This window comes from Nocardia sp. Marseille-Q1738 (assembly GCF_965283145.1).
In genome coordinates, this window is record NZ_CBDIMS010000004.1 from 301,755 (window position 1) to 328,481 (window position 26,727).

Below are 26,727 nucleotides of genomic sequence, written 5' to 3' on the forward strand. Positions count from 1 at the left end.
CGTTCGGGCGCTGCTGCCCAGGGGCAGCCTATGCCCCTGGGCGCGCGCTCGCCGCGGTGCCACGTGCAGCCTGCAAGTGACAACTACAACCTGCCGTCACAGGAACGCAAGGGCGTACTCAGTCCGCGGAGACTTCGCTGCGGTCGCCGCTCCAGAGCGTGTGGAACTTACCCTCGGCGTCGATGCGCTCGTAGGTGTGCGCTCCGAAGAAGTCGCGCTGCGCCTGGGTGAGCGCGGCGGGGAGGCGCTCGGCGCGCAGGGCGTCGTAGTAGGACAGCGACGACGCGAACGCCGGTACCGGGATGCCCAGCAGGGTCGCGGTGGACACGACGCGCCGCCAGCTGTCGATCGCGGTCTCGATCGCCTCACGGAAGTAGGGCGCGAGGATCAGGCTCGGCAGTTCCGGGTTCTCGTCGTAGGCTTCCTTGATCCGGTTCAGGAACCGGGCCCGGATGATGCAGCCGCCGCGCCAGATCGTCGCGAGGTCGCCGGGGCGCAGGTTCCAGTCGTATTCGGCACTCCCCGCGGCGATCTGGTCGAAGCCCTGGGCGTATGCGACGACCTTCGACGCGTACAGCGCCTGCCGGATGTCCTCGGTGAACTGCTCGACGTCGGTGGGCTTGTCCGCCAACCGGCCCGAAGCCAGACCGGTTGCCGCTTTGCGCTGCGCGCGCGAACCCGACAGCGCCCGTGCGAAGACCGCTTCGGCGATGCCCGTCACCGGCACCCCGAGATCGAGGGCGGACTTCACCGTCCAGCGGCCGGTGCCCTTCTGCTCGGCGGCGTCGACGATGACATCGACCAGCGGTCGGCCGGTTTTCGCGTCCACCTGCTCGAGCACCTCGGCCGTGATCTCGACGAGGTAGCTTTCCAGGTCTCCGGAGTTCCACTGGGTGAACACGTCGGCGATCTGCTTCGCGTCGAAACCGAGCGCGTCACGGAACAGGTGATAGGCCTCGCCGATCAGCTGCATGTCGGCGTACTCGATGCCGTTGTGCACCATCTTGACGAAGTGCCCGGAACCGTCCGGACCGATGTGGGTGCAGCACGGCGTTCCGTCGACTTTCGCCGCGATCGATTCCAGCAGCGGACCGAGCGAGTCGTAGGACTCCTTCGGGCCGCCGGGCATGATCGCCGGACCGTTGAGCGCGCCCTCCTCGCCACCCGAGATGCCGGCGCCGACGAAGTTCAATCCGCGCTCCCGCAGCGCGGCTTCGCGCCGGATGGTGTCGGTGTAGAGCGCGTTGCCGCCGTCGATGATGATGTCGCCTGGCTCCATCGCGGCGGCGAGTTCCTCGATGACGGCATCCGTTGCGGCGCCCGCCTTCACCATGATCAGGACCCGGCGCGGCTTCTCCAGCGCGGCCACGAACTCCTCGATGGTTTCGGTGCGCACGAAATCACCGTCGTCGCCGTACGCCTCGAGCAGTGCGTCGGTCTTGGCGATGCTGCGGTTGTGCAGCGCCACCGTATAGCCGTGCTTGGCGAAGTTGCGGGCGATGTTGCTACCCATGACCGCCAGGCCGGTGACCCCGATCTGTGCACGTGCTGTAGAGGTCGGCATCAATCAGCTCTCTCGTTCGACAGGTGTGGCGGGTCCGCACGAAGCCGTTCGGCGGGCGCCTCGTGGAGTCCGTTCCACGACGTCTCAGACCTTACCTACCCCGTCGGTTCCAGCATGTGTCGCATAGCGAGCCGTCGTCCGTTTCGTGGTCGCAGGCAAGGCCCGCGGCATCATGCGCAACGGCTGGCCCGGCATGCTCCACCGCTCAGCCTCCTTCGCCCGAGAGGCGGTGGCGGAGGCCGGCCGCCCGGAGCGTGAGGTGGTTGCGCTCGGCGAGGTTGTGCGCCTGTGCGGCGGCCTCCACGTAGAGCCGCGCCGCCGTGGCGACGTCGCCTGCCTGTTCGTGGAGGTAGGCGGCCGAAGCGGTGTACCGCGGGAGCTTCGGGTCGAGTTCGGCGAGGGCGGCGAGCCCGGCCTGCGGTCCGTCCGCCTCACCGATGGCGACGGCGCGATTGAGCCGCACCACCGGGCTGTCGGTGAGACGGACCAGCTCGTCGTACCACTCGACGATCTGCACCCAGTCGGTCTCGGCGGCGGTCTGCGCGTCGGCGTGCAGGGCCGCGATCGCGGCCTGCGCCTGATACTCCCCGAGCCGGTCGCGGGCCAGCGCGGCTTGGAGCACGGCCACGCCCTCGGCGATCAGGTCGCGCCGCCAGAGGCCGCGGTCCTGCTCGGACAGCGGCACGAGGCTGCCGTCGGCGCGGGTGCGGGCCGGGCGTCTGGCGTGGTGGAGCAGGAATAGGGCGAGCAGCCCCGCGGCCTCTGCGTCGTCGGTGGTCGCGGCCAGCTGCCGAGCCAGCCGGATCGCCTCCGCGGCGAGGTCGACATCGCCGCTGTACCCCTCGTTGAACACCAGGTACAGCACCCGGAGCACGGTGCGCAGGTCTCCGGGACGATCCAGCCGGACGTCGCTGACGGTGCGTTTGGCCCGGCTGATCCGCTGCGCCATCGTCGCTTCCGGCACGAGGTAGGCCTGCGCGATCTGGCGGGTGGTGAGTCCGCCGACGGCCCGCAGCGTCAGGGCGACGGCCGACGCCGGGCTGAGGCTCGGGTGCGCGCACAGGAAGTAGAGCTGCAGCGTTTCATCCACCGACGCGGTCGGTCCGGGCGGCGGCTGGTCGGAGACCCGAAGCTCGCGGCGGCGCCGCGCGACATCGGATCGGGCGAGATCGACGAAGCACCGCCACGCCGTGGTGATCAACCAGCCTTTGGCGTCGTCGGGGCGCTGGTTCGGCCACGTCTCGACGGCCCGGACCAGTGCCTCCTGGACGGCGTCCTCGGCGGTCGCGAAGTCCGCCCCGCGGTGGACGAGGGCCGCCAAGACGCCGGGGATCAGGTCCCGCAGCTGGGCCGCGTCCACCGCGTCGGCAGCCATCACTCGGTGACAGTCGGCGCAGCGGTCAGGAACGGCCGAACCTCGAGCCACTCGTGGATCGGCTTGCCACCCGCGCCGGGCGCCGCGGACAACTCGCCGGCCAGCTCGACGGCGCGCTCGTAGGAGTCGACGTCGATGATCATCCAGCCGGCGATCAGGTCCTTGGTCTCCGCGAACGGGCCGTCGGTCACGGGTGGCTTGCCCTCGCCGTCGTAGCGGACCCAGGCGCCCTCCGGCGCAAGCGCCTGGCCGTCGACGAACTCGCCGCTGGCCTCCAGGCGGGCCGCGAAGTCGTTCATGTACTGCATGTGCGCCTCGATCTCGGCGGGCGTCCACTGATCCATCGGCACGTCGTTGACCGCCGCCGGGGCACCTCGATAGTGCTTGAGGAGCAGGTACTTGGCCATGACATTCTCCCTTCGGGACTTGCGACCCTAGTTGGTCGCTCACCCCTGGGACGGAGCCGCCACGACGTTCTCGACATCCGCCGTCGAACTTTCTCGCACTTTTTCGTAGGGCCTGTTCATTTCGGCAACTTGGCGCACGAACGGGTCAGCCGGGCGACGGCCTGCCACGTCACTGAACAACCACACCGGCCCACTGCGCGAACGCGCTCACACCCTCGGAATTCCGGCGCTCCGCCGCCGCAATCCCCACTAGAGTCTCGCGCACCGATGGATGCCGCCGCGTCTGCTGCGGCGCAACCTTGCGCGCCATCTTCAAGGCCCGCAACGACTTCGACGGCTCGCCCGTCAGCAGCCACGCCCGTGCGATGTCCTGGTAATGATGGCCGGTCCGAGTCGGCGAGGTCCCTGCCGGAATCCGCAACGCCGATCCGTCGTGCGCAGCCCTCCCTGGATCGCCCGCCTCCAACTCGATCGCGCACGCATAGAACTCGACGTTCGTGGCATCCAACTGCGGCAGACGCGGAAACTCGAACTTGCTGCCACGCCCGACGACACGCCGCGCCTCATTCAGATAGTCGATCGCGGTGTCGTAACGCTGGCCGCGCGCTGCAATGACGGCACCGGTCAGATGGCCGTAACCACGCATAACTGTTGCGGCGCCATCATCGCCGGATACTGCGTCCAGACCACGTTGTACCGCGTCGAGTCCGGCCTGGATGGCGTCGTAGTACATGAGTGCCTTGCCGCGCTGGACGTGGGTCAGCGTCCGATACATGGGCTCGTCCGCTTCCTCAGCGAGCGCCGCGACGCGCCCTAACACCGATGATTGCAGCGAGGTCAGCCCGGTCCGGCCCGCGGAGAAATTCGTCAGGATGTACGCGTTGCACAGCAGCGAATGCAGACGCCCGACGTCGGCGTCAGGCTCTGCGAGCGCGCCGTACAGACGGCGAATGTGGGCAGGCAGGATCTCGAACACCTCTGGCGTCTTGTCCCGAATGTGGAAATCCTGCAACTTCGCGGCTTCGACTTCCAGCTGTTCGATCGTCGATCCGGGCACTGGTTCGACGTAGTCCCATTCCGCCACGATCCGACGCATCTCGACGACGCCAGGCAGCTCACCCAGTTCTCTGCTGAAGTCCACGACACCGGTCAACAGTTCCGGCTCGACCTGCAAAGCACGGGCCGCCGCCGCGACAAACGCCGGGCTCGCCGGGACCACGCCGCGCTCCACCTTCGTCACGAGTGAATCCGACAGACCCGCCTCTGTCGCGAGGCGCAGCTGCGTCCAACCCTTCAGTTTGCGGGCTCTTGCGGTACGAGCCCCGATTCCGGCTTCGTCCATAACCGTCAGTCTTGCAAATTCCTTGCCAGTACACGACGACGCAGGCTGTCAGCCTGGTTGACAGCCTCACCGCCACGAGATCGCCCACGTACTCGATGGGCGGCCGGTCGACGCCGCAGCCCGGTCTCGTCGCTTGGCGGTGACGGCTCCACCTGGACAAAGGAGAGGGCCAATGACGTGTTACGGGCTCGATCGGAATACGCGGGGTGAGCGATGACCGAAGCACGCTCGGCTGACACACCGGTCTCGCGCTGCCGCTTCTACCGTGCGCGGTGTGACTTGCCCGCAGTTGTGGTACCGGAGGGGCGAATTGTGGTGCGTGCCGGACGGATCGGTGCGATCACCTTGCCCGCTCAGCTCGCCGTCGCCGTGAAACAGCACCAGCTGCGCGGTGGCGCGGAACTCGGTCCGATCGTGTCGCATCCCCGGTCGAAGCGGTGGACGTTCTTGGTGTGCCCGGATGTTCCCGATGACGACATGGCTCTGTTCGGTGAGCTGTTCCGGCTGAATGCGACCGTGACTCGTTTCGGGGCGGAGATCGCTTTGCCGTCACCGGCAGACCAGCAGACGGGTTTCCGAGTCTGGGTGCACGCACCGCGCGACGGCTACCGGCCGTCCGGAATGTCGATCGTCGGGTCCATCCGCGCGTGCGCCACGCCGCGCTCACGTCGGGGGGAGCAATGACCGAACTCGACACCACACCCCTCGGCTACATGGAATCCCACATCGACGGCTCGAAGTACATTGTCGGCTCCGATGGCTTCACCTACACCCCGGAGATGTACGCCGACATGATCGACGATGCTGCGGCGGCTGGCCGGATCACTGAAGTTCGGGCATGCCACCGCCTCGCTGCTGGTCGGCAAGCTGTCGACGTCCGGGCGGCAGAACGCTCTGGCGGGCGCGCTCAAGGAGTACGGGGCGCTGCGCCGCACGATCTACGCCGCGAAGTACCCGTCGGATTCGGACTATCGGCGCAAGTTCTCCCGCCAGCTCGACAAGGATGAATCCCTGCACGCGCTGCGCCGGGACCTGCTCCATGCGCACGAGGGCATGATCCGGGCGCGGCACCTGGAGGGACAGGCCTGGTGTCTCACACTCGCCACGAACGCCGTGATCGCCTGGACCACCGAGTATTACGGGCTCGCGGTGGAGCAGATGCGTCGGTCGGGTCGCCGCATCGACGATGAGGTCTTAGCCCACATCAGCCCCGCTCACAGCGAGAACATCAACTTCTTCGGCGCCATCGAAGTCGACATCGACGCCGAGCTTGCCCAGCTCGGACCGACGGGCTATCGGCCGCTGCGCGTCCGCGACACCCTGTTCTGAGAACCCCGGCTCGTGAACTCGCATGATTCTCGCTGGTGGCGCAACCTTCACTAATATGGCAGCATACTGACAAATGCCGGTCTTATGACATTTTGGAGGGATGATGATGCGGACCATTGCGCTCGAGGAGCATTTCGCGACCTCAGCGTTCCTGTCGGGGCCCGGACGTGCGATGGCCGAGCAGGCACGGGCGGCCGGTGGCGGCCGGATTCTGGACATGCTTGCGGACTTCGGAGACGAGCGGATCGCCTTGATGGACCGGGCTGGTATCGACGTGCAGGTGCTGTCGTTGACCGCGCCGGGGGTCGAGCAGTCGGAGGCCGGCGAGGCAGTACCGCTGGCTCGGGACACGAACGACCATGTGGCCGAAGTGGTACGGCGGCACCCCGATCGGTTCGCCGCGTTCGCCGCGCTACCCACCGCCGCGCCCGAACGCGCCGCCGACGAACTCGAGCGTGTGGTGCGTGAGCACGGGTTCGTCGGGGCGCTGATCAACGGCCACACCCGCGGCCGCTATCTGGATGACGAGTTCTTCTGGCCGATCCTGGAACGGGCCGAAGCCCTGCGGGTTCCGATCTACCTGCACCCGACACCACCACCGCGGCCTGTGATCGAGGCGTCCTACCTCGGCAACTACCCGCAGGAGGTGGCGGAGGTGTTCGCGACCAGCGGGTGGGGTTGGCACATCGAGACTGCGACCCATGTACTGCGTATCGTGCTCAGTGGCGCTTTCGACCGATTCCCCAGGCTCCAGGTGGTGATCGGTCACATGGGAGAGGGGCTGTCGTTCATGATGCCACGATTCGAACACGTCATGTCCCACGTCGCGAAGCTGCAGCGCCCGGTCGGTGAGTACTTCACGACCAACCTCCACTACACGTTCGCGGCATTCAACTGGACGCCCACATTCCTGAACCTGCTGCTGCACGTCGGCGCCGACCGGATCCTCTTCGCCACCGACCATCCCTACGGCTCGATGGACCGCGCACGATCATTCCTGGATCAGCTCCCGGTCAGTGGGCCCGACCGGAAGAAAATCGCCTACCGCAACGCCGAACACCTGCTGAGACTGCCATCGTGACCGGACTCCGGGAGAAGAAGAAGCAGCGCACGCGCAAGGCAATTCAGGAGCATGCACTACGCCTGTTCGGTGAACAGGGATACGGGAACACGACGGTCAAGCAGATCGCTGACGCCGCGGAGGTCTCCGAGCGGACATTCTTCCGGTATTTTCCCACCAAGGAAGATGTCGTCCTCTGGGACGATCTCGACCTTTCCTTCGCCGCGCGGTTCCAGGCACAACCAGCCGCATCCGGCTCCTTCGAGGCCCTGCGAACAGCCCTGCGCGACACCTTCACCGAGCTGTCCCCCGCTGAGCGGCGCCACCTGCGCGAACGGATAGCGCTGATGACGTCGGTACCGCCCCTGCGGGCCATGCTGCTCGACCAGCTCATCGACGCCGGCCGTGTGATGGCCACTCTCGTGGCCGACCGCAGCGGCACCACTCCCGAGGATCCAACGGTCCGCGCGAGCGTTGGTGCCATCGTCGGAGCAGGTTTCGCGGCCGTCCTTGCGGTACAGGACAATCCGCAGGCCGACTTCACCACCCTGCTCGGCGAAACGCTCAGCAGACTGACCGTCGTTACGACCTGTCCAGCCACGGAATCTCACGAACGAGCTACCAGATCAGACCAGCTCGACGCACACCACCATATGGCCGACTGAGCCCTCATCGTCCTATCGGTCAGTCCATGCCCTTTCGAGAGATCGCGCGCCGGTCAGCAGCGAAGCCGACCACGGACAAGAAAGCTCGGTTACCACAGATAACGGCGTGCCGCGAACAGGGCTGGGACGCATCAGCAGTCCCGGCCTCGGCCGGGCGGTCTGCTGGAGCTGATGGCCAAGTCCCGCCACCGCAAGGCCGAGAACCTGCGCCGCTACTTCAAACCCTCTCCACAGGCCATGCGCGAACTCACCAGTCTGATCGGTCCGGCGGGCAACCACCGCTAACCAGCGACTACGCCATATCCGCCCGAAATTCGGCGAATACTACGGGGACCCCGAGTCGCAGGCGAAGGTTCTCGGGGCGCTGACCGCGACGCAGGCGTTGACCATGCGAGAGTTGCGGACACGCGCAGGTCTATCGGATCGATCCACGCGCGCGCTCGTGTATGCCGGTCTCGTCCGCCGATGCCACAGAACCCGGCGGATAACCACCCGCGGCCGGGTCGTGATCAGTGCGCCCATGTACCGCGAGTACCGAAGATAGCCGGACAACCGTACCCGGCGATGGTGCCGCGGAACGGTGACGGGCGATGCGGGGTGGGTGTTCTCAGGGTTGCGGATGGGTGGCGTTGACGAACGAGACGATGTCCTGGGTGAATCGTTTCTGTTTGACGACGCCCAGGTGGCCGATTCCGGGATAGATGGTCAACTGCGCGTTCGGGATTCCGTCCGCGGTCCGGCGGAAGGTCTCGACGGGATAGAAGGCGTCGCGGTCGCCGCCGACCACCAAGGTGGGCACGGTGATCTCGCCGAGTCGGCCGCCGACATCGAACGAGTCTTCAGCGTGCAGGAATGCCACCGTGTCGGTCGGATTCTCGGGCCGGACCAGTGGGTCCGCCAACCACAGGGCCGCGCCTGTCAGGCGGGCCAGAGTCCGGGACCGCACCATGACCGGTGCGGTGTGGTGCAGCCCGCGGCGTCCGGCCGCGATCGCGTTCGCGTAACTCATCTGGGCTCGTCTGGCGGCCGTGGGCAGGGTGTCGCCCGAGGAGGCGATGACGAGCTTCCGCACCACGTCCGGGTGATCGGCGGCGAGCTGCAAGGCCACCGAGCCGCCGGAAGAGACTCCGAGCACGTCGACTGCGGAACCGAACTCGGCTCGGATCGCCTCGGCGTGCTGGGCGGCGATCTCGGCCATGGTGGTTCCCACCGCCATGCCCGGCGCGCGACCCACCGCGTAGACCCGGAACCGGCGGGCGAGCGGTGCCAGGGTCTTGATCTCCGACGTGCGCATCCAGCCGGTCGGATTGGCGTGATCGGGCGTGAACCATCGCAAGAACAGCAGGGGCCGGCCGGACCCGAGCGCGAGGTATGGGAGCCCGTGCGCCAAGGCGCCCTCGGATACGTCGAATTCTGCTGCCCGCTTGGTTGTCCTGATCATGGCCTCCAGGGTGTCGGTAACGGCGACAATAGTCCAAGACCTGCCGCTTCTCGGTACCAGAAGCGGCAGTGATGATTGACTAATGGGTGCCTTTCATCCTGCTTTCGCTGTCCAGAACGCGAGTTCCGCACGTGCTTTCGCGGTCTCCGGATCCTCGGCGCCATGGCGGCGTTCACGACGGACGACCAACTCGGCGTAGAGGTCCCGCGCGCTCGCCGGATCTCCGGCGTGTCCGGTCCATCTGGCCAGGCCCTCCAAGGCGAGCAAGGTGTCGGGATTGTCGGCCCCGTACAGCCGGGTGGTGATTTCCAGCAGGTGTGCGGCCAGATCGCGCGCAGGTTGCGGGTGACCACTCATCCCGTACCAGTAGGCCAGGTTGTTCGTCGTGACCAGGGTCGCGGGGTGCTCGGCGCCGGAGATGTCCTCGCGGTCGGCAACCACCTCGCGGAATAGCGCCACCGCGGCGTCCGCGTCACCGGCTACACCGGTCCACCAGGCCTGATTGGCTCTCGCCCACAGGGTGTCGTTGTGTTCGGGCCCCAGCACGCTCAGGCAGAGCGGCACCAGATCATCCAGTACTTGCTTGGCCCGCACTGGGTCACCGGACAGTCCGAGGAAGCGCGCGTACTGGTCGCGGCAGCGCAGCACGTCGGGATGCTCGGAGCCGAGGACGCGTTCGAGATCGGGCAGGAACTCCGCGTAGCGGCGGTTGGCACCGGCGATGTCCCCGGTCTGGCCGGTCCAGAACCCGAGGTCGGCTCGGATTCGCAGTACGGCCGGGTCGTCGGCGTCGCTCACGGACGATTGCAGGGGTAGCAGTTCCGTGAGCATCGCGACCGCGCGTTCCGGCTCACCTAGTTGGCCGATCCAATTGGCGAGCTGCACACGATAATCCAGGGTCTGGGCATGATCCGGTCCGAACACCTCGGTGCAGCGCGCGACGAGTGCGGCGTACATATCCCGCGCGGCGTGTGGATCTCCTGCGTCGCCGGTCCAGCGGGCCAACCGTGCGCGCGCGGTGAACAGGTGCGGGTCGTCCGGCGCGAGCGCGGCTTCGAACGCGGTGTGCCACCCGGACCAGGACAATCGGTTGTCGCGTGCGCGCCGCCCACTGTCGACGTGATCCAGGAAGGCGATGGCGCGCTCGGGGTGCCCGGCGGCCAGATGATGTCGTGGCGCGGCCGTGTAGGCGTAATCGTCGATGTCCGGACCAGTGAGATCGCCGAGCGCCGCCGCCAGCGCGGCGTGGGCGGCCACCTGCGGGAGGGTCTCCGTCGTCGCGGCGGCGAGCGGACCGGTGAATGCCTCGTGGGTCAGTCCGATGCGTTCGTCGTCTCGTCCCGGCTGCCCGCGCGCGACCAGGATGCCCAGGTCGACGAGGGTGGTGCGCAACAAAGGCAAGGAGACGCGGTGGCCGAGCCCGGTCATGGCCGCGGCGAGGAGCCGAAGCGGTGCCACGGGGCCGACTCCGACCGCGGCAAGCAGACCCACGACAGCGGAGATGGCCGACGGGGCCGCGGGCCGCCGGTCGAGGGTTGTGCGGATCCGGTAGCGAACCAGCGAGTTCAGGTCGGTTCCGTCCGCCGCCGCACCGGGCTTCCGCCAGTCGATCTCTCCGACGAGCCGGGGAAGCAGCCACCCGCCCAGTCCGGCGATCTCCTGCCCGTCGAGCGACAGCGCCGCCGGAATCTCGGCGTCCGATCCGCTGAGCTCGCGCAGGATTTCCGCGATCCCGGGAGCCGCGATGGGAAAGACATGCGCGTGGGCGAGCTCTTCGCGCTCTTCGACCCCGGTGCCCGAACGCACTCCGATCACAACTCGGACGTGCCTGAGACGGTCGTCCGTGGTCAGCGAGTGGATCGCGGTGAGGATACCGTCGCGGCCGCTGGGTGCGGGCTGGTCGAGCCCATCGACGATGATGCGGACTCGTCTGGTGTGCGGCATCTTGTGCAGTGGACGCAGGAGCTCGATCTCCAGCGCGTCGAACCGGTCGCGATCGGTGAGTTCGTCGAGCACGGCGCGGCGAGCCTGGTCGAATGCGGAGCCGAACCGGACGCTCAGTTGCGCGACGATCTCCCGGCACATCGACTCCACGGTGCTCGCGACTTCGAGAAAGACCGCCGCGGAGACGAAATCCGCGGTGAACGAAAAGGATTCGGCCACCGTGTCCGGCCGGATCAGCAAGGCCAGCAGTGTCGATTTGCCCGACCCAGCCGGTCCGGCCAGTGCTTGCAGGCGGTCGCCGCCGGACTCGACCATCGTGGTGATCGTGTCCAGGATGGCCGGGGTCGCCACCACTTTGCGAAGCAGATGATCGACGAGACCCGTGGCCGGCCGCCCCCGCACGGCGTCCCGGTTGCGTGCGACGTTCGGCAGCAGCCAGAGTCCGCGGTCCTCTGGATCGGCTTGTGCGCCGTTGAACGACAGGTACCGGGGCGTTTGGAATGGGCAGGCATGCGCTATGGGGTCGCGAATGTCGCCACACAGTAGATTCGTTCCCCTGCTCGGGAGTCCGGCGTCGAACGTGCTCAACAGGGTTCGGGTGAAACATCCGGAGTACGCGCTGCCCGCTCCCGAGGCGACGAGCAGTTCCATTCGGCCGTCGGTCCGTTCGAGAATGTTCAGCCAGCGTTGGCCCGCTCCGATGACTCCCGCCCCTGCCTCGCACGCGTCGACGAGAACGATGAGCCCGTCCAGGGCGCGGGAATTCGTGTAGTTTTCCTTGACCACCGATACCAGATTCATGCTGTTGTCGGAGTCCAGCGGCTCGTCCTCGGTGGGCACGCCCGGTGAGTCGTGTGCGAGCAGATAGAAGTCGTCGTCGACGGTGAGACCGTGGCCCACGAAGGCGAGCAGAAGTGTCGCGTTCGCTTTTCCCGCCGACCGGAACGCCGCTTTGACCGTCGATTTCAATTGTGCCGCAGTGGGATTCAGCAGCGGCCCGTCGTCGTCTACGGGCCTCCAGTGACCGTCGGCGGTGAGCGTGGTGTAGAGGCGCCCTGCGAGATCAGCGGGAAATCCCAGATGTGGAAGCCGCTCGCATTCGGTCCCGATCACCAGCGCCAGCCGCTCGGCCATGTGGACACTATCGGCTACGCGCCCGCGTGCCGCAAGCGGATGCGGTCCGTGCGGCCGTACACCCTGAGCAACCCACAACCACGGTGGGCATTCACGTGCCTCGAACGGCCGACGTCGGTGCCGAGCGCTCGATACGCGACACTGTGCGCGATGAGTACGAAGCGGAACGGCAGACGGCCACAGTCGAGACCGTCGAACCGGCGGGCGATAATCCTGAACGCCGCGGTCGACGCCTTCACGCACGGCGGCTATCACGGGACGTCGATGGCCGACATCGCGGCGAAGGTCGGCATCTCCGCGACGGCTCTGTACCGGCATTTCCGCAACAAGCAGCAGCTGCTGGGACAGTGCCTGCTGGTGGGGCTCGACGACACCCTGAACCGGCTGGATGCCGCGTACCGCGCCGACAAGTCCGGTGCCGCGGTCCTGGCCGAACTGGTGCGGGTGGCGCTCGAACTGCGCGGACTGCCGAGGCTGTGGCAGCTGGAGTTCCGCAACCTGACCTCCGCCGACAAGTCAGCTGTGCTGGTCCGCGCCTCCCGGATCACCCGATACCTTCGGCAGACGATCCGCGCGCGCCGTCCGGAGCTGAGCACCGCCGACGTCGAGCTGCTGAGCTGGTGCGTGCTGTCGGTCGCGGTGAGTCCGTCGTATCACCGCGCCGAGTTGCCCGCGCACGCCGCCGCGGAGGTGCTCGACGCCGCCATCGCGGCCGTGATCTCCACACCATTGCCCGAGTATCCGGATGGTCGGGCGCCGACCCGACCGGCGCGTGCGGACACCGGCAACACGGAACTCGACCGGGCGCTGCGATCGGAGCGAATGCTCGCCGAGGCGGCTCGGCTGTTCAGCACCCGCGGCTATGCCGCCGTCGGCATCGAGGACATCGGCGCGGCGGTGGGTGTCACCGGGCCCGCGTTGTACCACCACTTTTCCAGCAAAGCCGAGCTTCTGGACCAGATCGTCCAGCGGCAGGATGAATGGCTTCGCCTGCTGCTGGCCCGGGCGATCGCCGAGGGCGGCAGCGCCGAGGGGTCCATGCGATCACTCATGCGGAGTTTCGCCCAGTTGGGCGCCGATGAGCCCGATCTGCTGGCCATCACCGTCAGCGAGACCAGGCATCTTCCCGTCGACGCGGTGCAGCGCTATCGGCGGGTGCGCCTGGACTGCATCGTCCAGTGGGGTCGCATGCTGCAGACCGTCCGGCCCGAGTTGGCGCCTCCGGCCGCGCGCGTGCTGATTCGCGCCGTGGTCACCGTGGTCATCGATGCCGTCCGCAATCCACGCTTTCGGCGGCGGGTCGATCTCGTCGACGTTCTGGTGGCGATCGGCGAGGGGATCGAATCGGCGCCGGTCCGCGGTCGAGTTACCGCACAGTGATATGTGCCACTTAGTAGCCGTTAACTTATCTCGGCCAATCGTGCGCTATCAGCGGATTGAATGCAATCGGACGTTCGACCATTAACTTAGTGGTCATTAACATGAGATTGCGTTCGAGTCATCCGTGCCGCACAGTGTGCCGTGGGTGATCGCCTATGCGTGCGCCCTACCGCATCCCTCGCCGATATAGCGGCCGGTTTCTCGAAAGGCATTTGGCCCGTGAGCCATTACAAGAGCAACGTGCGCGATCTCGAGTTCAACCTGTTCGAGGTGTACGGACTCGACGCCATCCTGCAATCAGGAGCATTCGGTGACCTGGACGGCGACACCGTGCGATCGATGCTGACCGAGGCGGCGCGCCTGGCCGAAGGACCGGTCGCCGAACCGTACGCCGAAACCGATCGCCACCCGCCGGTTTTCGATCCCGCCACCCACTCGGTGAGCCTGCCGGAATCGTTCAAGAAGGCGGTGCGCGCCTGGTACGACGCCGACTGGTGGCGTGTCGGCAAGACCGAGGCGATCGGCGGCGTACCGGCCCCCGCGATGGTCAGCTGGGCGATCACCGAGTTCGTCCTCGGCGCGCAGCCGGCGGCCTACATGTACCTGACCGGTCCGATAATGGCCCACATCGTGCACGGTCTCGGCACCGAGGAGCAGCAGCGCTGGGCCGAATTCATGGCTGAGCACGGCTGGGGCGCCACCATGGTGCTCACCGAGCCCGACGCCGGTTCCGACGTGGGCGCCGGCCGCACCAAGGCGATCCAGCAGGAAGACGGCTCCTGGCACATCGAGGGCGTGAAGCGGTTCATCACCTCCGCCGACTCCGATGACCTGTTCCCGAACATCATGCACCTGGTGCTGGCCCGTCCCGAGGGCGCGGGACCGGGCACCAAGGGCCTGTCGCTGTTCTTCGTGCCGAAGTTCCACTTCGACCACCAGACCGGTGAACTCGGTGAGCGCAACGGCGCCTTCGTCACCAACGTCGAACACAAGATGGGCCTGAAGGCCTCGGCCACTTGCGAGCTGACCTTCGGCGGCCACGGCATCCCGGCCAAGGGCTGGCTGGTCGGCGAGGTGCACAACGGCATCGCGCAGATGTTCCATGTGATCGAGGAAGCTCGCATGATGGTGGGCACCAAGGCCATCGCCACGCTGTCCACCGGCTACCTCAATGCGCTCGAATACGCCAAGGCCCGCGTGCAGGGCAGCGACCTGACGCGGATGGCGGACAAGACGGCACCGAAGGTGACCATCACCAACCACCCCGACGTGCGCCGGTCGCTGATGATGCAGAAGGCCTATGCCGAAGGCTTGCGCGCGATCTACCTCTACACCGCCGGACACCAGAACGACGTGGTGGCCCAGCACATCTCGGGTGCCGACGCCGAGCTCGCCGCCCGCGTCAACGACCTGCTGCTGCCGATCGTGAAGGGCGTCGGTTCGGAGCGGGCCTACCAGTACCTGACCGAGTCGCTGCAGACCCTGGGTGGTTCCGGCTTCCTGCAGGACTACCCGATCGAGCAGTACATCCGGGACGCGAAGATCGACTCGCTGTACGAGGGCACCACCGCCATCCAGGCGCAGGACTTCTTCTTCCGCAAGATCGCCCGCGACCGCGGCGTCGCGCTGGCCCACGTGGCCGGAAAGATCCGCGAGACGGCGGACTCCCCCACCGGCAACGGCCGCCTGAAGGCCGAGAAGGTGCTGCTGGCCACCGCGCTCGAAGACGTCCAGGACATGGCAGGCCGGTTCACTCAGCACCTGCTCGCCGCGCAGGAACAACCCACCGAGCTGTACAAGATCGGGCTCAACTCGGTGCGGTTCCTGCTCGCCGTCGGCGACCTGCTGGTCGCGTGGCGGCTGATCGTCGCCGCCGAGATCGCTCTCGCCGCACTCGATTCCGGTCTCGATGAGCAGGACCGGGCGTTCTACCAAGGCAAGGTCGCGGTCGCGTCCTTCTTCGCCAAGACCGTCCTGCCGCACCTCAGCGCCGAATGGTCGGTCATCTCCGATGTCGACACCAGTGTCATGGAACTCGACGAAGCCGCGTTCTGACATCAGTGCCTGATCCGTCGGGGCAATCGTCCCCGGCAGTCACCGCGGACCGCGGCCGGCTCGCCACTGGCCGCGGCCAGCGGGGTACCTGGCCGTGGCCAGGGTTTCTGACCGACGGTGCGTCTTTGCGCCTGCCGCCGCCGGAGCACTCCAATCATGCTTCCACTTGACGCTGCAGAGCAGGTATGCTACATGGTATAAAACCATAGTTACTATACTTGGGATGTGCTGGCGATGGGCAGAGGACAAACCAAAGCAACGCCGTCGGTGGAGGCGGACGCCGAGCAGGCGTGTCCGATTACTCCCGTGGTCGAGCTAGTGTTCAGCCGGTGGACCACGCCGATTCTGTGGGTGTTGCGCCATCATGGCCGAGTCCGTTTCAACGAGCTCGAAAGTCTCCTTGCCCCGGTCACGCCGAAGGTGCTGACCCTGCGGTTGCGCCAGCTCGAGCGCGATGGACTCATCACGCGCACTTACTATCCCGAGATGCCGCCCCGGGTCGAATACGAGATCAGCGAACTGGGGCGTACGCTGACGCCCGTATTCTCCGCGCTGGTCAAATGGTCCAACGCCAACCTGGAGAGTGTGCAATCGGCCCGGGCCCGGTATGACAACGAACAGCTGCCCGGCCGGGGACACTGAGGCTGAGCGGTCACCGTGCTGAGTTGAGCGGGCGGCCGAGAGCGGCGCGGGCGGCCTCCTCCAGGTGTTCGGCGATTGTCGGGTGCGCGTGGATGGTCTCCGCGAGATCCACTGCGGTCGAACCCATTTCGATGGCCAGCGTTGCTTCCGCGATGACCTCGGATGCGTGCGGCCCGGCGACGTGCACGCCCATCAGCAGCCCGCTCGGACGTTCCACGACCAGCGTGACGTGACCATGCGCCGCGCCGAGCGTGGCGGCGCGGCCATTGGCGGCCAGCGGCACAGTCGTCACGGAGATGTCGATGCCGTCGGCGCGGGCCTGCTCTCCGGTGAGCCCTACGGTGCCCAATTCGGGATCGGAGAACACCACCGCCGGAATCCCCGCGGGGTCGAAGGCAACCCGGCGCCCACTCAGCGCTTCGGCCGCGACGGCGGATTCGGCATAGGCCTTGTGTGCCAGGGCCGGTCCCGGGGTGATATCGCCGATCGCCGCGACGTGCGCCCGCAGCAGCCGGTCAGGGCCGACGTCGAGCAGGCCGTCCGCCCGGACGGTGACACCGAGCCGGTCCAGCCCCAGGTCGTCGGTGTTGGGACGCCGTCCAACCGCGACGATCACCTTGTCCGCCTTGATGTCGAGCTGCTCGTCGCCCCGGCGCACGGACAGTACACCGTCCGAATATCCTTGCGCACGAACGGATGTGAGCAGCTCGACGCCGAGTTCGGCCAGTCCGCGGCGCACCGGCCGCGCGAGCGTCTTGTCGAGGCCGGGCAGCAGCCGGTCGGCCTGTTCGACGATGGTGACTCTCGCGCCCAATTTCGCTAGTGCCGTGCCCAATTCGATGCCGACGTATCCGGCTCCCACGACCGCGACCGTGCCGGGCACGGCGTCGAGGGCGAGCGCGCCGGTGCTGTCCAGGATCGTCGCCCCGTCGTAGGGCAGGCCGCTGACGGCGATCGGGCGGGAGCCGGTCGCGATGATCACGTCCTGGAATTGCAGGAACATCGCCTGTCCGGAGGTCGTCTCCACGACGGCCTGGTCGGGGCGGGTGAAGCGGAGCCGGCCGCCGATGATCCGCACGCCCGCCGTCCGCAGCAGGCCCCGGATCCCATCGGTGAGATCGCGCACGATCCGCGTTTTGTGCTGCTGGAACGCGGCCAGGTCAACGGTCAGGCCGGCCGTGGTCAGGCCCGGCAAGCCGGCCGTGGCAAACCGTGCGGCGCGGTGGCGGGTGTCGGCCAGCTCGATCAGCGCCTTGGACGGAATGCAGCCCACCCGCAGGCAAACTCCGCCGACACCGTCTTCGCCGTCGGCGTCCACGAGCGTCACCTCCCGGCCCAACTGGGCCGCGCGCAGCGCGGCGGCGTAGCCGCCCGGCCCGGCGCCGACCACCAGTAAGTCGACTCCGACCGGTATCTCTCCGACGACCATCAGGACTCTCCCAGCAATGCCAGTGGTGCGGCGATCAGCCGTTCCAGGGTGGTGACGAACTCGCCGAGGGCGTCGCCGTCGAGGAGCCGGTGATCGGCGGAGACCGCGATCGGCAGCACTCGGCGGACCGCCGGAACACCGTCGACGGGGACCACCGCTTCGGCGATGCGCCCGAATCCCACGATGGCCACTTGCGGCGGGGTGATCAGTGGAGTGCCGAGCCAGGTTCCGTAGCTGCCGAAGTTGCTGATCGTAATCGTGGCACCGGAGGTCTGTTCGACGGTCAGCGAGCGCGCCCGTGCCCCGGCCGCCAGCTGGACGATCTGCCGGGCGAGCCCCTCGATCGAGTAGCGTGCCGCGTCACGCAGCACCGGCACCATCAGGCCCTCGCCGGTCGCCACCGCGAGCCCCACATGGTGGTGCGGATGCAGTATGTACTGCTCGGCAACCATGTCGAGGGTCGCGTTGAGCGCCGGGTGCCTGCGCAAGGCGACCAGCACCGCGCGCACCAGCAATGGCAGTGGCGTCAACCGTACGTCGGGATCGGGATGCGCTGCCCGCAGCGCGGCCAGCGCCGCCTCCAGCGCGGTCGCGTCCACCTGGCGAAACTCGGTGACGTGTGGGACTTTCCACGCGGCATCCATGGCACGGGCGATCTGCCTGCGCAGTCCGCGCAACGGGATCGGCGTGCCGGCACCGGCCGGCTGCGGGCCGCTGACGGCAGCCGACGATGTCGCCACGGGGGTCGAATCCTGCTCCGGCACCTCGGGTTCGGCAGCAGCGCGCACGTCAGCGTCGGTGATCCGGCCGTTCGGGCCGGTTCCCGTTATGCGGGCCAGGTCCACGCCCAGCTCGACGCCGAGGCGCCGGGTACTCGGGGCGGCCAGCACCCGCCGCAGGGGTGCGGCTTCCCGGAATTCGCCAGGGCCGGGTTCGGCTGTGCCCGGCCCGCCGGTGTCCGGTTCGGTCGTGCTGGATTCGGCGGTGTCCAGTTCGGCCGTGTCGAGCACGAACAGCGGCTCACCCACCGGCACAACCTCTCCCGCGTCGGCGGCGATCGAGCGGAGCGTGCCGTCTGCCGGCGCGGGCAGCTCGACCTGTGCCTTCGCCGTTTCGATGGTGACCACCGGCTGGTCGGCCCGAACGTGATCGCCTACGGCGACGAGCCACTCGATGATCTCGGCGTCGGCCAGCCCCTCCCCGACGTCGGGGAGGGTAAAGATCAACTCGCTCATGACTGCCTCGCTCTCATGCCTTCATCACCGCTTTCGCCGCCGCGACGACGCGGTGCACCGACGGCAGGTAAAGATCCTCGATCCGGCTGGGCGGATAGGGAGTATCGGGCGCGCACACCAGCGCGGGTGGAGCCTGGAGCGAATAGAAGGCCAACTCGTTGACGGTCGCAATCACCTCGGCGCCGAAGCCCGCGCTCCGGGGCGCTTCGTGGACGACCACGCAGCGCCCGGTCGCGGCCACCGCGTCGGCCAGCCCGTTCTCGTCCAGCGGGACGAGCGTGCGCAAGTCCAGCACGGTGGCCGAGATACCCTCCTGGGCAAGCGCATCGGCGGCCCGCTCGGCCACCTGAACGGCGGCGCTCCAGGCGACGATCGTCACGTCCGCACCGGCTCGGGCCACCCGCAGCCTGCCGAACGGCACTTCCGCGTCGCCTGCGGGTACCTCGCCGGCCACCAGCCGGTAGCCGCGCAGCGGCTCGCAGAACAGCACCGGATCGGTCTGCCGGATCGCCGTCTGCAACAGCCCTTTCGCGTCAGCCGGGGTCGCGGGCATGACGACCTGCAAGCCTGGGCTCTGCACGAACTGCGCTTCCAAAGCCTCGGAATGTAATTCGGGCGTGCGCACCCCGCCACCGAATGGCGCGCGGAGTACCACCGGCATCGGAAAGCGGCCCTGCGAGCGGTAGCGCATCCGCGCCAGCTGCGCTCCGATCTGGTGGAAGGCCTGATGGCTGAACCCAAGGAACTGGATCTCGGCTACCGGCACCAGCCCAGCGACGGCCAGCCCGATCGCCGCGCCGACGATGGATGCCTCGGCTAACGGCATGTCGGTCACCCGGTCCGGCCCGAACTCGTCGAGCAGTCCCTCCGTGGCGCGGAAGACACCGCCCAGCCTGCCCACGTCCTGGCCGAGCAACACAACTCTTTCGTTGCGCGCCATTTCGCCGCGCAGCGTGTCGTTGATGGCCTCCAGCATGGTCATTCGCGTGGCACTCATCGGATCACCTCCGGTGCGGCGGCGATCAGTTCGGCCCGCTGCCGCTGCTGGCGGGTGGATGGGTCAGCGGCGACGTTGTCGAACAGCGCGGCGATTCCCGGCGGTGGCAACTGTTCCACGGTCCGGACCGCCGCATCGATACGCTCACGGGCGGCCGCGACGGCGTGGTCCTGTCGCCCGGCATCCCACAGCCCCCGCCCCTCCAGATGCGCGACAACCCGCGCGATCGGGTCGAGCCGGCGCCAATGCTCCAGATCGGTATCGGGGCGGTACCGGCCCGCGTCATCGGCGGTGTTGTGGTCGCCGATCCGGTAGGTCAGCGACTCCACCAGGGTCGGCCCGTTGCCGGAGCGCGCCCGCTCGACGGCGGCGCTGACGACGGCATGCACCGCGAGCAGGTCGTTACCATCGACCAGCGTGCCGGGAAAGCCGTAGCCAACGGCCCGTGCGGCGAGCGTGACGGCGGCGGATTGGCCGGCACGGGGCGTCGAGATGGCCCAGCCATTGTTCTGGAGAAGGAACACGATCGGCGCCCCCAGCACGCCGGCCAGGTTGCACGCTTCGTGGAAGTCGCCTTCGGACGAGCCGCCGTCACCGATGTAGGCGAGTACCACGCCATCCAGGCCCTGCCTGCGCAAACCCCACGCCAGCCCGACCGCCTGCGGAAGCTGGGCGGCGAGCCCGATCTGAATCGGTAGTATCCGGACATCCGGCGGGATGGCTCCGCCACGGGGATCGCCGAGAAAGGTCAGCATGAAGTTCTCCAGCGGCAGTCCATGCCGGATCAGAGCGGGAAACTCGCGGTATTGCGGCACGATCCAGTCCTGATCGGGCGAAAGAGCGAGCGCGGAACCGACAACGGAGGCCTCCTGGCCGCGCACCGGCGAGAACGTGCCGAAGCGGCCCTGGCGCTGCAAGCTGAATCCCTTGTCGTCAAAGGCTCTGGAGAACAGCATCAGTTCCAGGGCAGCGCGGATCTGCTCGTCGCCGAGCGTGGGAACGGCATCCGGATAGAGTTTGCCGTCCGGCGCGAGAACACGATGGGGTTGCGCCGCACCGTGTTCAGCGGAGAACTGCGGGTCTGTGCCGGTCATCGGCCACCGCCTTGTGAAGTGTCGGGTTGGTATCGGGCAGCCATTACCAGCCGCCGTAGGCGAGCCAGCCGCCGTCGACCGGAAGCTGGATTCCGGTGATGTACGCGGCGGCGGGCGAGGCGAGGAAAGCGACGACCTCCGCGATCTCCTCGGGTTCGGCGAGCCGGCCGAGCGGGGTGCGGCGGACGATGTCGGCGGCGGAATAGCCACCGGCGGCCATTGTTTCGCGTACCAGGCCGGTGGCGACGTAGCCGGGATTCACCGACACCACCCGCACCCCGCGATCGGCCCATTCGACCGCCAGCGCTTGGGTGAGCCCGTCCAGCCCATGCTTGGCGGTGGAGTAGGCGCTGCGGCCGGGGATCGAGGTGGCACCGAGGATCGATGAAACGTTCACGATGACACCGCGCCGCTGCGGCAGCATGACCCGCGCGGCCGCCTGTGCGCAAAGGAACGGGCCGGTGAGGTTGGTGGCGATCAGCTGGCCCCATTCCCCCGCCGAGATCTCGTCCGCTTTGCGCACCAGTGGGATTCCGGCATTGTTCACCAGGATGTCCACGCTCCCGTAGGCGTCGGCAGCTACGTCTATGAGCCGCTGCGCGCCGTCCGCCGTGCTGACATCGGCTCCGACGCCTACCGCCTCGTGGCCCGCCGCAACGAGTTTGGCGGCCGTGGCCGTGGCGCGGGTCTGGTCGCGCGAGTTGACCACGATCCGGGCGCCCGCAGCGGCGAGCCGGGTCGCGATGGCCTTGCCGATCCCGGAGCTGGATCCGGTGACGATTGCGCAGCGGCCCGCGAGCGCGTTCGGGGCGATCATGACGCGTCTCCGGTGGCGATGCGCATGACGACAGCCTTGGGCTCGGTGAAGAATTCGCGGCTGAAGTTGCCTCCTTCGCGCCCGATTCCCGAGTCGCCGACCCCGCCGAATGGCGCGCGCAGGTCGCGCACGAAGAAGCAGTTCACCCACACCGTGCCCGCTTTCAGCCGCCCGGCCACGCGGTGCGCGCGCGACAGGTTCTCGGTGAACAACACCGCGTTCAGGCCGTAGGGGGTGTCGTTGGCCGATCTCACCACCTCGTCCTCGGTGTCGAACGGGGTGAGCGTGACGACCGGACCGAAGATTTCCTCTCGCTGCTGTGGCGCTGAGGCGCTGAGGTTTTCGAGCACGGTAGGCCGGATGAACCAGCCCTCCTCCAGCCCGCCGGTCACGATGCGGCCCCCATGCTGCTCGACGGCGGCCAGGTAGGAGCTGACCTTGCGGAAGTGTTCCGCCGATGCCAGCGGGCCGATCTCGGTGGACTCCTCCCCCGGATCACCGAGCGTCATCGCTTCCGCGGCGGCGGCGAATGCCGACCGGAACGCCTCGAAAATGGGCCGCTGCACGTAAAGCCGGCTACCCGCCAGACACACCTGTCCGGTGTTGGTGAACGCCGCGCGGATCGACCACTCGACGGCGGCCTCCAAGTCTGCGTCCGCGAAGACCACGTTGGCGCCCTTGCCTCCGAGCTCGAGGCTGACCGGAACGAGATTGGCCGCCGCGACGGCGGCGATGGTGCGCCCGGTGCGGGAGTCGCCGGTGAAGGTGATCCGGTCCACGCCCCGGTGGCGGGTCAGGGCCTCGCCCGCCGATGCGGGTCCGTAGCCGTGCAGCACGTTCAGCACGCCGGGCGGCATCCCGGCTTCGGTGGCCAGCCGGGCCAGCAGGGTCGCGGACGCCGGGGTGCCCTCAGCGGGCTTGAGCACGACCGTGTTGCCCCAGGCGAGCGCGGGCGCGATCTTCCAGGTCTCCAGCATGAGCGGGAAGTTCCAGGGCGCGATCGCGGCGACGACTCCGGCGGGCTCGAACCGCGTGTAGCTGTGATGCCCGGTATCGGAGGGCAGCACGTCGGCCACCGCCAGCCGCGCGTGGTCGGCGAAGAACCGGAAGTTGGCGGCCGAGCGCAGCACGTCGTGGTCGCGGCCCTGCCGGATCGGCTTGCCCATGTCGCGGGTGTCGGCGCCCGCCAGCTCCGCGGCGTGTGCCTCGACCGCGTCGGCGAGACGATGCAGTATCGCGCCGCGCTCAGCGAATCCCATACGTGGCCACGGGCCTTCGTCGAACGCCCGGCGTGCGGCGGTGACGGCGCGGTCGGCGTCGTCCGCGGAACCGAGCGCCACCTCCGCCCACGGCTGGCGCAGATAGGGATCGATGGTGTCGAAGGTTGCGCCGTCGAGAGACGCGGCCTCTACCCCATCGATCACATGTGGAAAGAAGTCCATCTCATCCTGCTTTCGGGGACTCGTCGGTGGCCCTTTCGGCGAGTGTCACGTCGCCTGCGGCCCAATGCGTAGCCGGTACTTCACGGACGATCACGCGGATGCTGCCGTCCGCCGCGTTGAGCGACCGGCGCGCGGCCGCGTGCAACTCGCGGATCAATGCGCGGAGCTGCTCCGGCGGGCGGCCCGCCGCGATGCTCACATCGATAATCGGCATGTCAGGCTCCCCGCAGCGCTATCGAACCCAGCGACGTGAAATGGAGGCTCACGTGCCCGTCGGCGCCGATGGGCACGGCATCGGTCATCCCGCCGGTCAGCACGATCCAGCCGGCTTCGAGCGTTATTCCGCGACGACCCAGCGAGTTTGCCGCCAGGGCGAGCGCCTCGCCCGGGTGGCCCTGCACCGCCGCGCCGGTGGCCGAGTCGACGATCTCGCCGCCCACCTCGACCAGGGCCGCTTCCAGCGTCAAGTCGAGTCCGTCCGGCCGGCGATGCACCGGTCCTAGCACGAAGCGAGCGGCGGAGGCGTTGTCGGCGACGACGTCGGGCAGGGCGAAAGAGTAATCGGAGTATCTGCTGTCGATGATCTCCGCACCGGCGCAGACCGTGCGCACGGCGGCCATCGCCTGCGCGGCGGTCACTCCGGGCCCGCGCAGCGACTCGCCGAGAACAAGAACGATTTCGGGTTCGACGCGGGGATGAATCAATGCGCCGACCGGCACTGCGTCGCCGGCGGGCAGCGCCATCGCGTCGGTGAGCCACGCGGTCAGCGGCGAATCGACCGACATCCGCTGCTGTTTGGCGCGCGAGGTCAGCCCGAGCTTGATGCCGACAACCTGCTCACCGCGAGTCTGCTTGCGCGCCAATAGCTTATCTTGCACCTGATAGGCGGTGTCGAGGTCCAGGGCAGACCATTCCGCGGTGAGGCGCCCCCGTTCGCCGCGCGTATCCTCCGCGTCCAGGAGAAGGTCCGCCGCGCGGTCTACGGTCCAGGGTGCTTTCATTCTCGCGCTCCTTCGTCAGCAGTTCGCTTTGCCTTGGTGGAAGCGAAGGTCGCTGTCACGGAGCCGATGCCGCCGAAGTTCGCGGTGAAGGTGTCGCCGGGGGCTGCTGCCGCCGCCGCTGTGAGGGCACCCGACAACACGACCTGTCCGGCCTCGAGTTCGACGCCGCGACCGGCAAGCGTGTTCGCCAGCCACACCAGCGAATTGACCGGCGACCCCAGGACGGCGCCACCCGCACCGGTGGCCGCGAGTGCGCCATTGTGATGCAGCGTGCAGCCGGTCAATCGTAGATCCACCGCCGATAGTGCGGTGGGCTTGCTACCGAGCACCACCGCACCCGATGAGGCATTGTCGGCAATGGTGTCGGCGAGCGTGATCCGCCAGTCCGCGATCCGGGAGTCGATGATCTCGAGCGCGGGCAGCACGAAGTCGACGGCAGTCAACGCCTCGGCGGCGGTGACGCCCGGTCCCCGCAATGGTTTGCGCAAGACGAACGCGAGTTCCGGTTCGATCCGGGGTTGCAGGAACTGATCTGCCGGGATCGGGGTGTGTTCCGGGAAGAACATGGAGTCCAGCAGATGGCCGTAGTCGGGCTCGAAGACGCCGAGCTGCTGACGAATCGCAAGGGACGTCAGCCCGATCTTGTGCCCGGCGACCCGCGCGCCCGCAGCCTGCCATGCCTCGAGCTGCGCCAGTTGCACTCCGTAGGCGTCGGCCACGCTCATCCCCGGATGGCCGTCGGTCAGCGGCGCCACCGCGATCCGGCTGCGATAGGCGGACAAAAGCACCTCCGCTGCGTACTGCTGGTCGGCGCTGCGCATCATTCGGCCTTCTCCTGATGGTGGTCCAGCTGTCGCTGGGTAGTGGTCCGGCGCACGGTGCCTTCCCATAGGTCGATCGCGTCCGGTTCGGAGGGATCGAAATACCTCGGCCGCCAGGACTGCTCGTCTTCTATGCGGCGCACGCCGTAGGAGTACTCGTAGCTGAACCCCTCTGGGCCCTGGAAATATAGGAAGATCGCAGTGGATTGCGGGTGCCGTCCGGGCCCCATGGTGATCTCCACTCCATTGCGTTCCAGAAAATGCCAGCTGCGCATGACGTCGTCGATCGAGGCGACTTGGAAGTTGATGTGGCACAGTCCAGGCCCGTCACCCTGGAACACGGCGAGCTTGTGGTGCACCGGGTCGATCCGCATCAGGCACGCGGCCTGCCCGATCCAGTCCGAGGCCCGGACGTTGAAGTGGCTGGACCAAAACGCGTACGCCGCCGCCACATCGGGCGCGTCCAGACACAGATGCCCGAATTCCGTGATGCCGGCCGGACGGGTGAAGCGCACCGGCCGGTGCACCTGGATCTGCCCGGCCACGAGTTCGATGCGGTTGCCGAACGGATCGTCAAAGGCGATGAACTTCCGCACCTTACGGGCGGCTGCCTCCTCGGCTGATCCCCATTGCACGTCCAGGCCGGCGGCCGTCAACTCGTCCGCGGCGGCGGCCAGTGCGGACTCATCCCGCACCGCGAATGCCGATGCGAGCACGCCCGATTCGCCGCGCACCAGGCACAGACAATGATGCCGCTGGTCCACCCGGAGATACGCGGTGTCCACGTCACCCGCGATCAGCTCCATCCCAACGATGTCGGTGGCGAAACGCACGGCGGTATCGAGATCGGCCGCGCCCGACCGGACATAGGCGATGTCATCGAGTTCGATCATGAGCTGCTCCTTTGCAGCCAGGCCCAGATTCGGGCCGACAATTCCGGGCCTGCGGCGAGCCAGGCGGCTTGCTCCTGTTGTGACAGCGGCCGGCGTTCGCCCACGGCGAGCGCGGCCTGGTTCAGCGCCGCTGATGCCTCGAGCAGCCACATCAGCGCGACCGCCTCGCCGACCGAGCCGCCGACGGTGACCGCGCCATTCCCCCGCAGCACAGCGGCTCGTCCCTCCCCAAGCCGCTGTGCCACCTGATCACCGCGCTGCACGTCCCGCACCAGCAAGGCGTCGTCTATTACCGGCACCGACGGGCCGAGCAGTGCGCCCTGTCCGTGCACTGGCTCGATGCGGTGGCCTGCGGCGGTGAGCGCGGTAGCAATGGGCGGCTGCGCGCGGCAGATCGCCGTGACATCGGGCCGCTCGCGCGCGATAACCATGTGCAGCCATGCCTCCTTGGGCGCACCCGCTGGTAGTTCCGTTGCGTCGATGGCCAATTCCGTGAACAAGTCCGCTGGGTCCAGATACCCGAGCGGGAGCGGCGGCGTAATGAGCATCCGGCCGGCACCACTGCGGCAGGACAGGTGCCCGAACGCCGTCACCAGCCCGTGCGCGGCGAGCGCCCGTCCGCCGGTCATCAGCGCAGCGCGTATCTGGTCGGTGGTCATG

At 67.9% G+C, this 26,727-nt stretch carries 23 protein-coding genes and 1 pseudogene; 7 read left to right on the forward strand and 17 right to left on the reverse strand.

What is annotated here, in order from left to right; translation table 11 throughout:
• Positions 1–118: 118 nt before the first annotated feature.
• The 4 genes from gndA to ACWPXK_RS18105 all read right to left on the reverse strand — a co-directional run bounded on the left by gndA (position 119) and on the right by ACWPXK_RS18105 (position 4,688).
• Positions 119–1,564 carry an NADP-dependent phosphogluconate dehydrogenase gene (gndA, locus tag ACWPXK_RS18090; protein WP_454197303.1) on the reverse strand — a complete coding sequence of 482 codons (1,446 nt, stop codon included), beginning with the start codon at positions 1,562–1,564 and terminating at the stop codon, positions 119–121.
• A gap of 205 nt (positions 1,565–1,769) precedes the next feature.
• On the reverse strand, positions 1,770–2,939 hold the full coding sequence (locus ACWPXK_RS18095) for an RNA polymerase sigma factor (protein ID WP_454197574.1): 1,170 nt from the start codon (positions 2,937–2,939) through the stop codon (positions 1,770–1,772).
• Entirely contained in the window at positions 2,939–3,346 is a 408-nt protein-coding gene (locus tag ACWPXK_RS18100) for a YciI family protein (protein ID WP_454197304.1), read from the reverse strand. Before ACWPXK_RS18100 ends, ACWPXK_RS18095 begins: the two co-directional genes overlap by 1 nt.
• Positions 3,347–3,515: 169 nt before the next feature.
• Positions 3,516–4,688 (reverse strand): helix-turn-helix domain-containing protein, encoded by a 1,173-nt coding sequence (locus ACWPXK_RS18105; protein WP_454197305.1) that lies wholly within the window; start codon positions 4,686–4,688, stop codon positions 3,516–3,518.
• Between the two features lie 279 nt (positions 4,689–4,967).
• Between ACWPXK_RS18105 and ACWPXK_RS18110 the strand changes: the two genes are divergently transcribed.
• The 4 genes and pseudogenes from ACWPXK_RS18110 (at position 4,968) to ACWPXK_RS18125 (ending at position 7,742) form a co-directional block, all read left to right on the forward strand.
• Positions 4,968–5,372 carry a DNA-directed RNA polymerase subunit beta gene (locus ACWPXK_RS18110; protein ID WP_454197306.1) on the forward strand — a complete coding sequence of 135 codons (405 nt, stop codon included), beginning with the start codon at positions 4,968–4,970 and terminating at the stop codon, positions 5,370–5,372.
• A gap of 120 nt (positions 5,373–5,492) precedes the next feature.
• A pseudogene (locus ACWPXK_RS18115) lies at positions 5,493–6,017 on the forward strand (Tn3 family transposase); the annotation flags it as partial.
• Positions 6,018–6,123: 106 nt separating this feature from the next.
• Positions 6,124–7,098: an amidohydrolase family protein gene (locus tag ACWPXK_RS18120; protein WP_454197307.1), complete on the forward strand. Its 975-nt coding sequence runs from the start codon at positions 6,124–6,126 to the stop codon at positions 7,096–7,098.
• Positions 7,095–7,742 (forward strand): acyl-CoA-like ligand-binding transcription factor, encoded by a 648-nt coding sequence (locus ACWPXK_RS18125; protein WP_454197308.1) that lies wholly within the window; start codon positions 7,095–7,097, stop codon positions 7,740–7,742. The genes ACWPXK_RS18120 and ACWPXK_RS18125 overlap by 4 nt, the downstream gene beginning before the upstream one ends.
• 607 nt (positions 7,743–8,349) lie before the next feature.
• Here ACWPXK_RS18125 and ACWPXK_RS18130 read toward each other — a convergent pair.
• Positions 8,350–9,183, reverse strand: coding sequence for an alpha/beta fold hydrolase (locus ACWPXK_RS18130; protein ID WP_454197309.1), 834 nt, complete (start codon positions 9,181–9,183; stop codon positions 8,350–8,352).
• 93 nt (positions 9,184–9,276) lie between these two features.
• A complete protein-coding gene (locus ACWPXK_RS18135; protein ID WP_454197310.1) occupies positions 9,277–12,261 on the reverse strand; it encodes a tetratricopeptide repeat protein in 2,985 nt (994 codons plus the stop codon).
• 150 nt (positions 12,262–12,411) lie between these two features.
• Between ACWPXK_RS18135 and ACWPXK_RS18140 the strand changes: the two genes are divergently transcribed.
• From ACWPXK_RS18140 to ACWPXK_RS18150, 3 genes are all read left to right on the forward strand, one after another.
• A complete protein-coding gene (locus ACWPXK_RS18140) occupies positions 12,412–13,641 on the forward strand; it encodes a TetR/AcrR family transcriptional regulator (RefSeq protein ID WP_454197311.1) in 1,230 nt (409 codons plus the stop codon).
• Between the two features lie 219 nt (positions 13,642–13,860).
• On the forward strand, positions 13,861–15,696 hold the full coding sequence (locus ACWPXK_RS18145; protein ID WP_454197312.1) for an acyl-CoA dehydrogenase: 1,836 nt from the start codon (positions 13,861–13,863) through the stop codon (positions 15,694–15,696).
• A gap of 234 nt (positions 15,697–15,930) precedes the next feature.
• Positions 15,931–16,338, forward strand: a complete 408-nt coding sequence (locus ACWPXK_RS18150) for a winged helix-turn-helix transcriptional regulator (RefSeq protein WP_454197575.1) — start codon at positions 15,931–15,933, stop codon at positions 16,336–16,338.
• Positions 16,339–16,348: 10 nt separating this feature from the next.
• Here the strand turns inward: ACWPXK_RS18150 and lpdA are convergent, their stop codons facing one another.
• From lpdA to ACWPXK_RS18205, 11 genes are read right to left on the reverse strand one after another with little or no spacing between them, the layout of a single operon-like run.
• The gene (gene lpdA / locus ACWPXK_RS18155) at positions 16,349–17,767 is read right to left on the reverse strand and encodes a dihydrolipoyl dehydrogenase (RefSeq protein WP_454197313.1); all 1,419 of its coding nucleotides are present in this window, start codon (positions 17,765–17,767) and stop codon (positions 16,349–16,351) included.
• Complete coding sequence (locus ACWPXK_RS18160; protein WP_454197314.1) at positions 17,767–19,002, reverse strand: dihydrolipoamide acetyltransferase family protein; 1,236 nt, start codon at positions 19,000–19,002, stop codon at positions 17,767–17,769. The genes lpdA and ACWPXK_RS18160 overlap by 1 nt, the downstream gene beginning before the upstream one ends.
• Before the next feature lie 13 nt (positions 19,003–19,015).
• Positions 19,016–19,999 carry an alpha-ketoacid dehydrogenase subunit beta gene (locus tag ACWPXK_RS18165; RefSeq protein ID WP_454197315.1) on the reverse strand — a complete coding sequence of 328 codons (984 nt, stop codon included), beginning with the start codon at positions 19,997–19,999 and terminating at the stop codon, positions 19,016–19,018.
• Positions 19,996–21,093, reverse strand: a complete 1,098-nt coding sequence (locus ACWPXK_RS18170; protein WP_454197316.1) for a thiamine pyrophosphate-dependent dehydrogenase E1 component subunit alpha — start codon at positions 21,091–21,093, stop codon at positions 19,996–19,998. The genes ACWPXK_RS18165 and ACWPXK_RS18170 overlap by 4 nt, the downstream gene beginning before the upstream one ends.
• Before the next feature lie 43 nt (positions 21,094–21,136).
• The gene (locus ACWPXK_RS18175) at positions 21,137–21,910 is read right to left on the reverse strand and encodes an SDR family NAD(P)-dependent oxidoreductase (protein ID WP_454197317.1); all 774 of its coding nucleotides are present in this window, start codon (positions 21,908–21,910) and stop codon (positions 21,137–21,139) included.
• On the reverse strand, positions 21,907–23,352 hold the full coding sequence (locus ACWPXK_RS18180) for an aldehyde dehydrogenase (protein ID WP_454197318.1): 1,446 nt from the start codon (positions 23,350–23,352) through the stop codon (positions 21,907–21,909). The genes ACWPXK_RS18175 and ACWPXK_RS18180 overlap by 4 nt, the downstream gene beginning before the upstream one ends.
• A gap of 1 nt (position 23,353) precedes the next feature.
• A complete protein-coding gene (locus tag ACWPXK_RS18185; RefSeq protein ID WP_454197319.1) occupies positions 23,354–23,566 on the reverse strand; it encodes a tautomerase family protein in 213 nt (70 codons plus the stop codon).
• A 1-nt stretch (position 23,567) separates the two neighbouring features.
• Positions 23,568–24,353: a 2-keto-4-pentenoate hydratase gene (locus tag ACWPXK_RS18190; RefSeq protein ID WP_454197320.1), complete on the reverse strand. Its 786-nt coding sequence runs from the start codon at positions 24,351–24,353 to the stop codon at positions 23,568–23,570.
• On the reverse strand, positions 24,350–25,177 hold the full coding sequence (locus ACWPXK_RS18195; protein ID WP_454197321.1) for a 2-keto-4-pentenoate hydratase: 828 nt from the start codon (positions 25,175–25,177) through the stop codon (positions 24,350–24,352). The genes ACWPXK_RS18190 and ACWPXK_RS18195 overlap by 4 nt, the downstream gene beginning before the upstream one ends.
• Complete coding sequence (locus tag ACWPXK_RS18200) at positions 25,174–26,067, reverse strand: VOC family protein (protein WP_454197322.1); 894 nt, start codon at positions 26,065–26,067, stop codon at positions 25,174–25,176. Before ACWPXK_RS18200 ends, ACWPXK_RS18195 begins: the two co-directional genes overlap by 4 nt.
• On the reverse strand, positions 26,064–26,726 hold the full coding sequence (locus ACWPXK_RS18205; protein ID WP_454197323.1) for a class II aldolase/adducin family protein: 663 nt from the start codon (positions 26,724–26,726) through the stop codon (positions 26,064–26,066). The genes ACWPXK_RS18200 and ACWPXK_RS18205 overlap by 4 nt, the downstream gene beginning before the upstream one ends.
• Position 26,727: the final 1 nt, after the last annotated feature.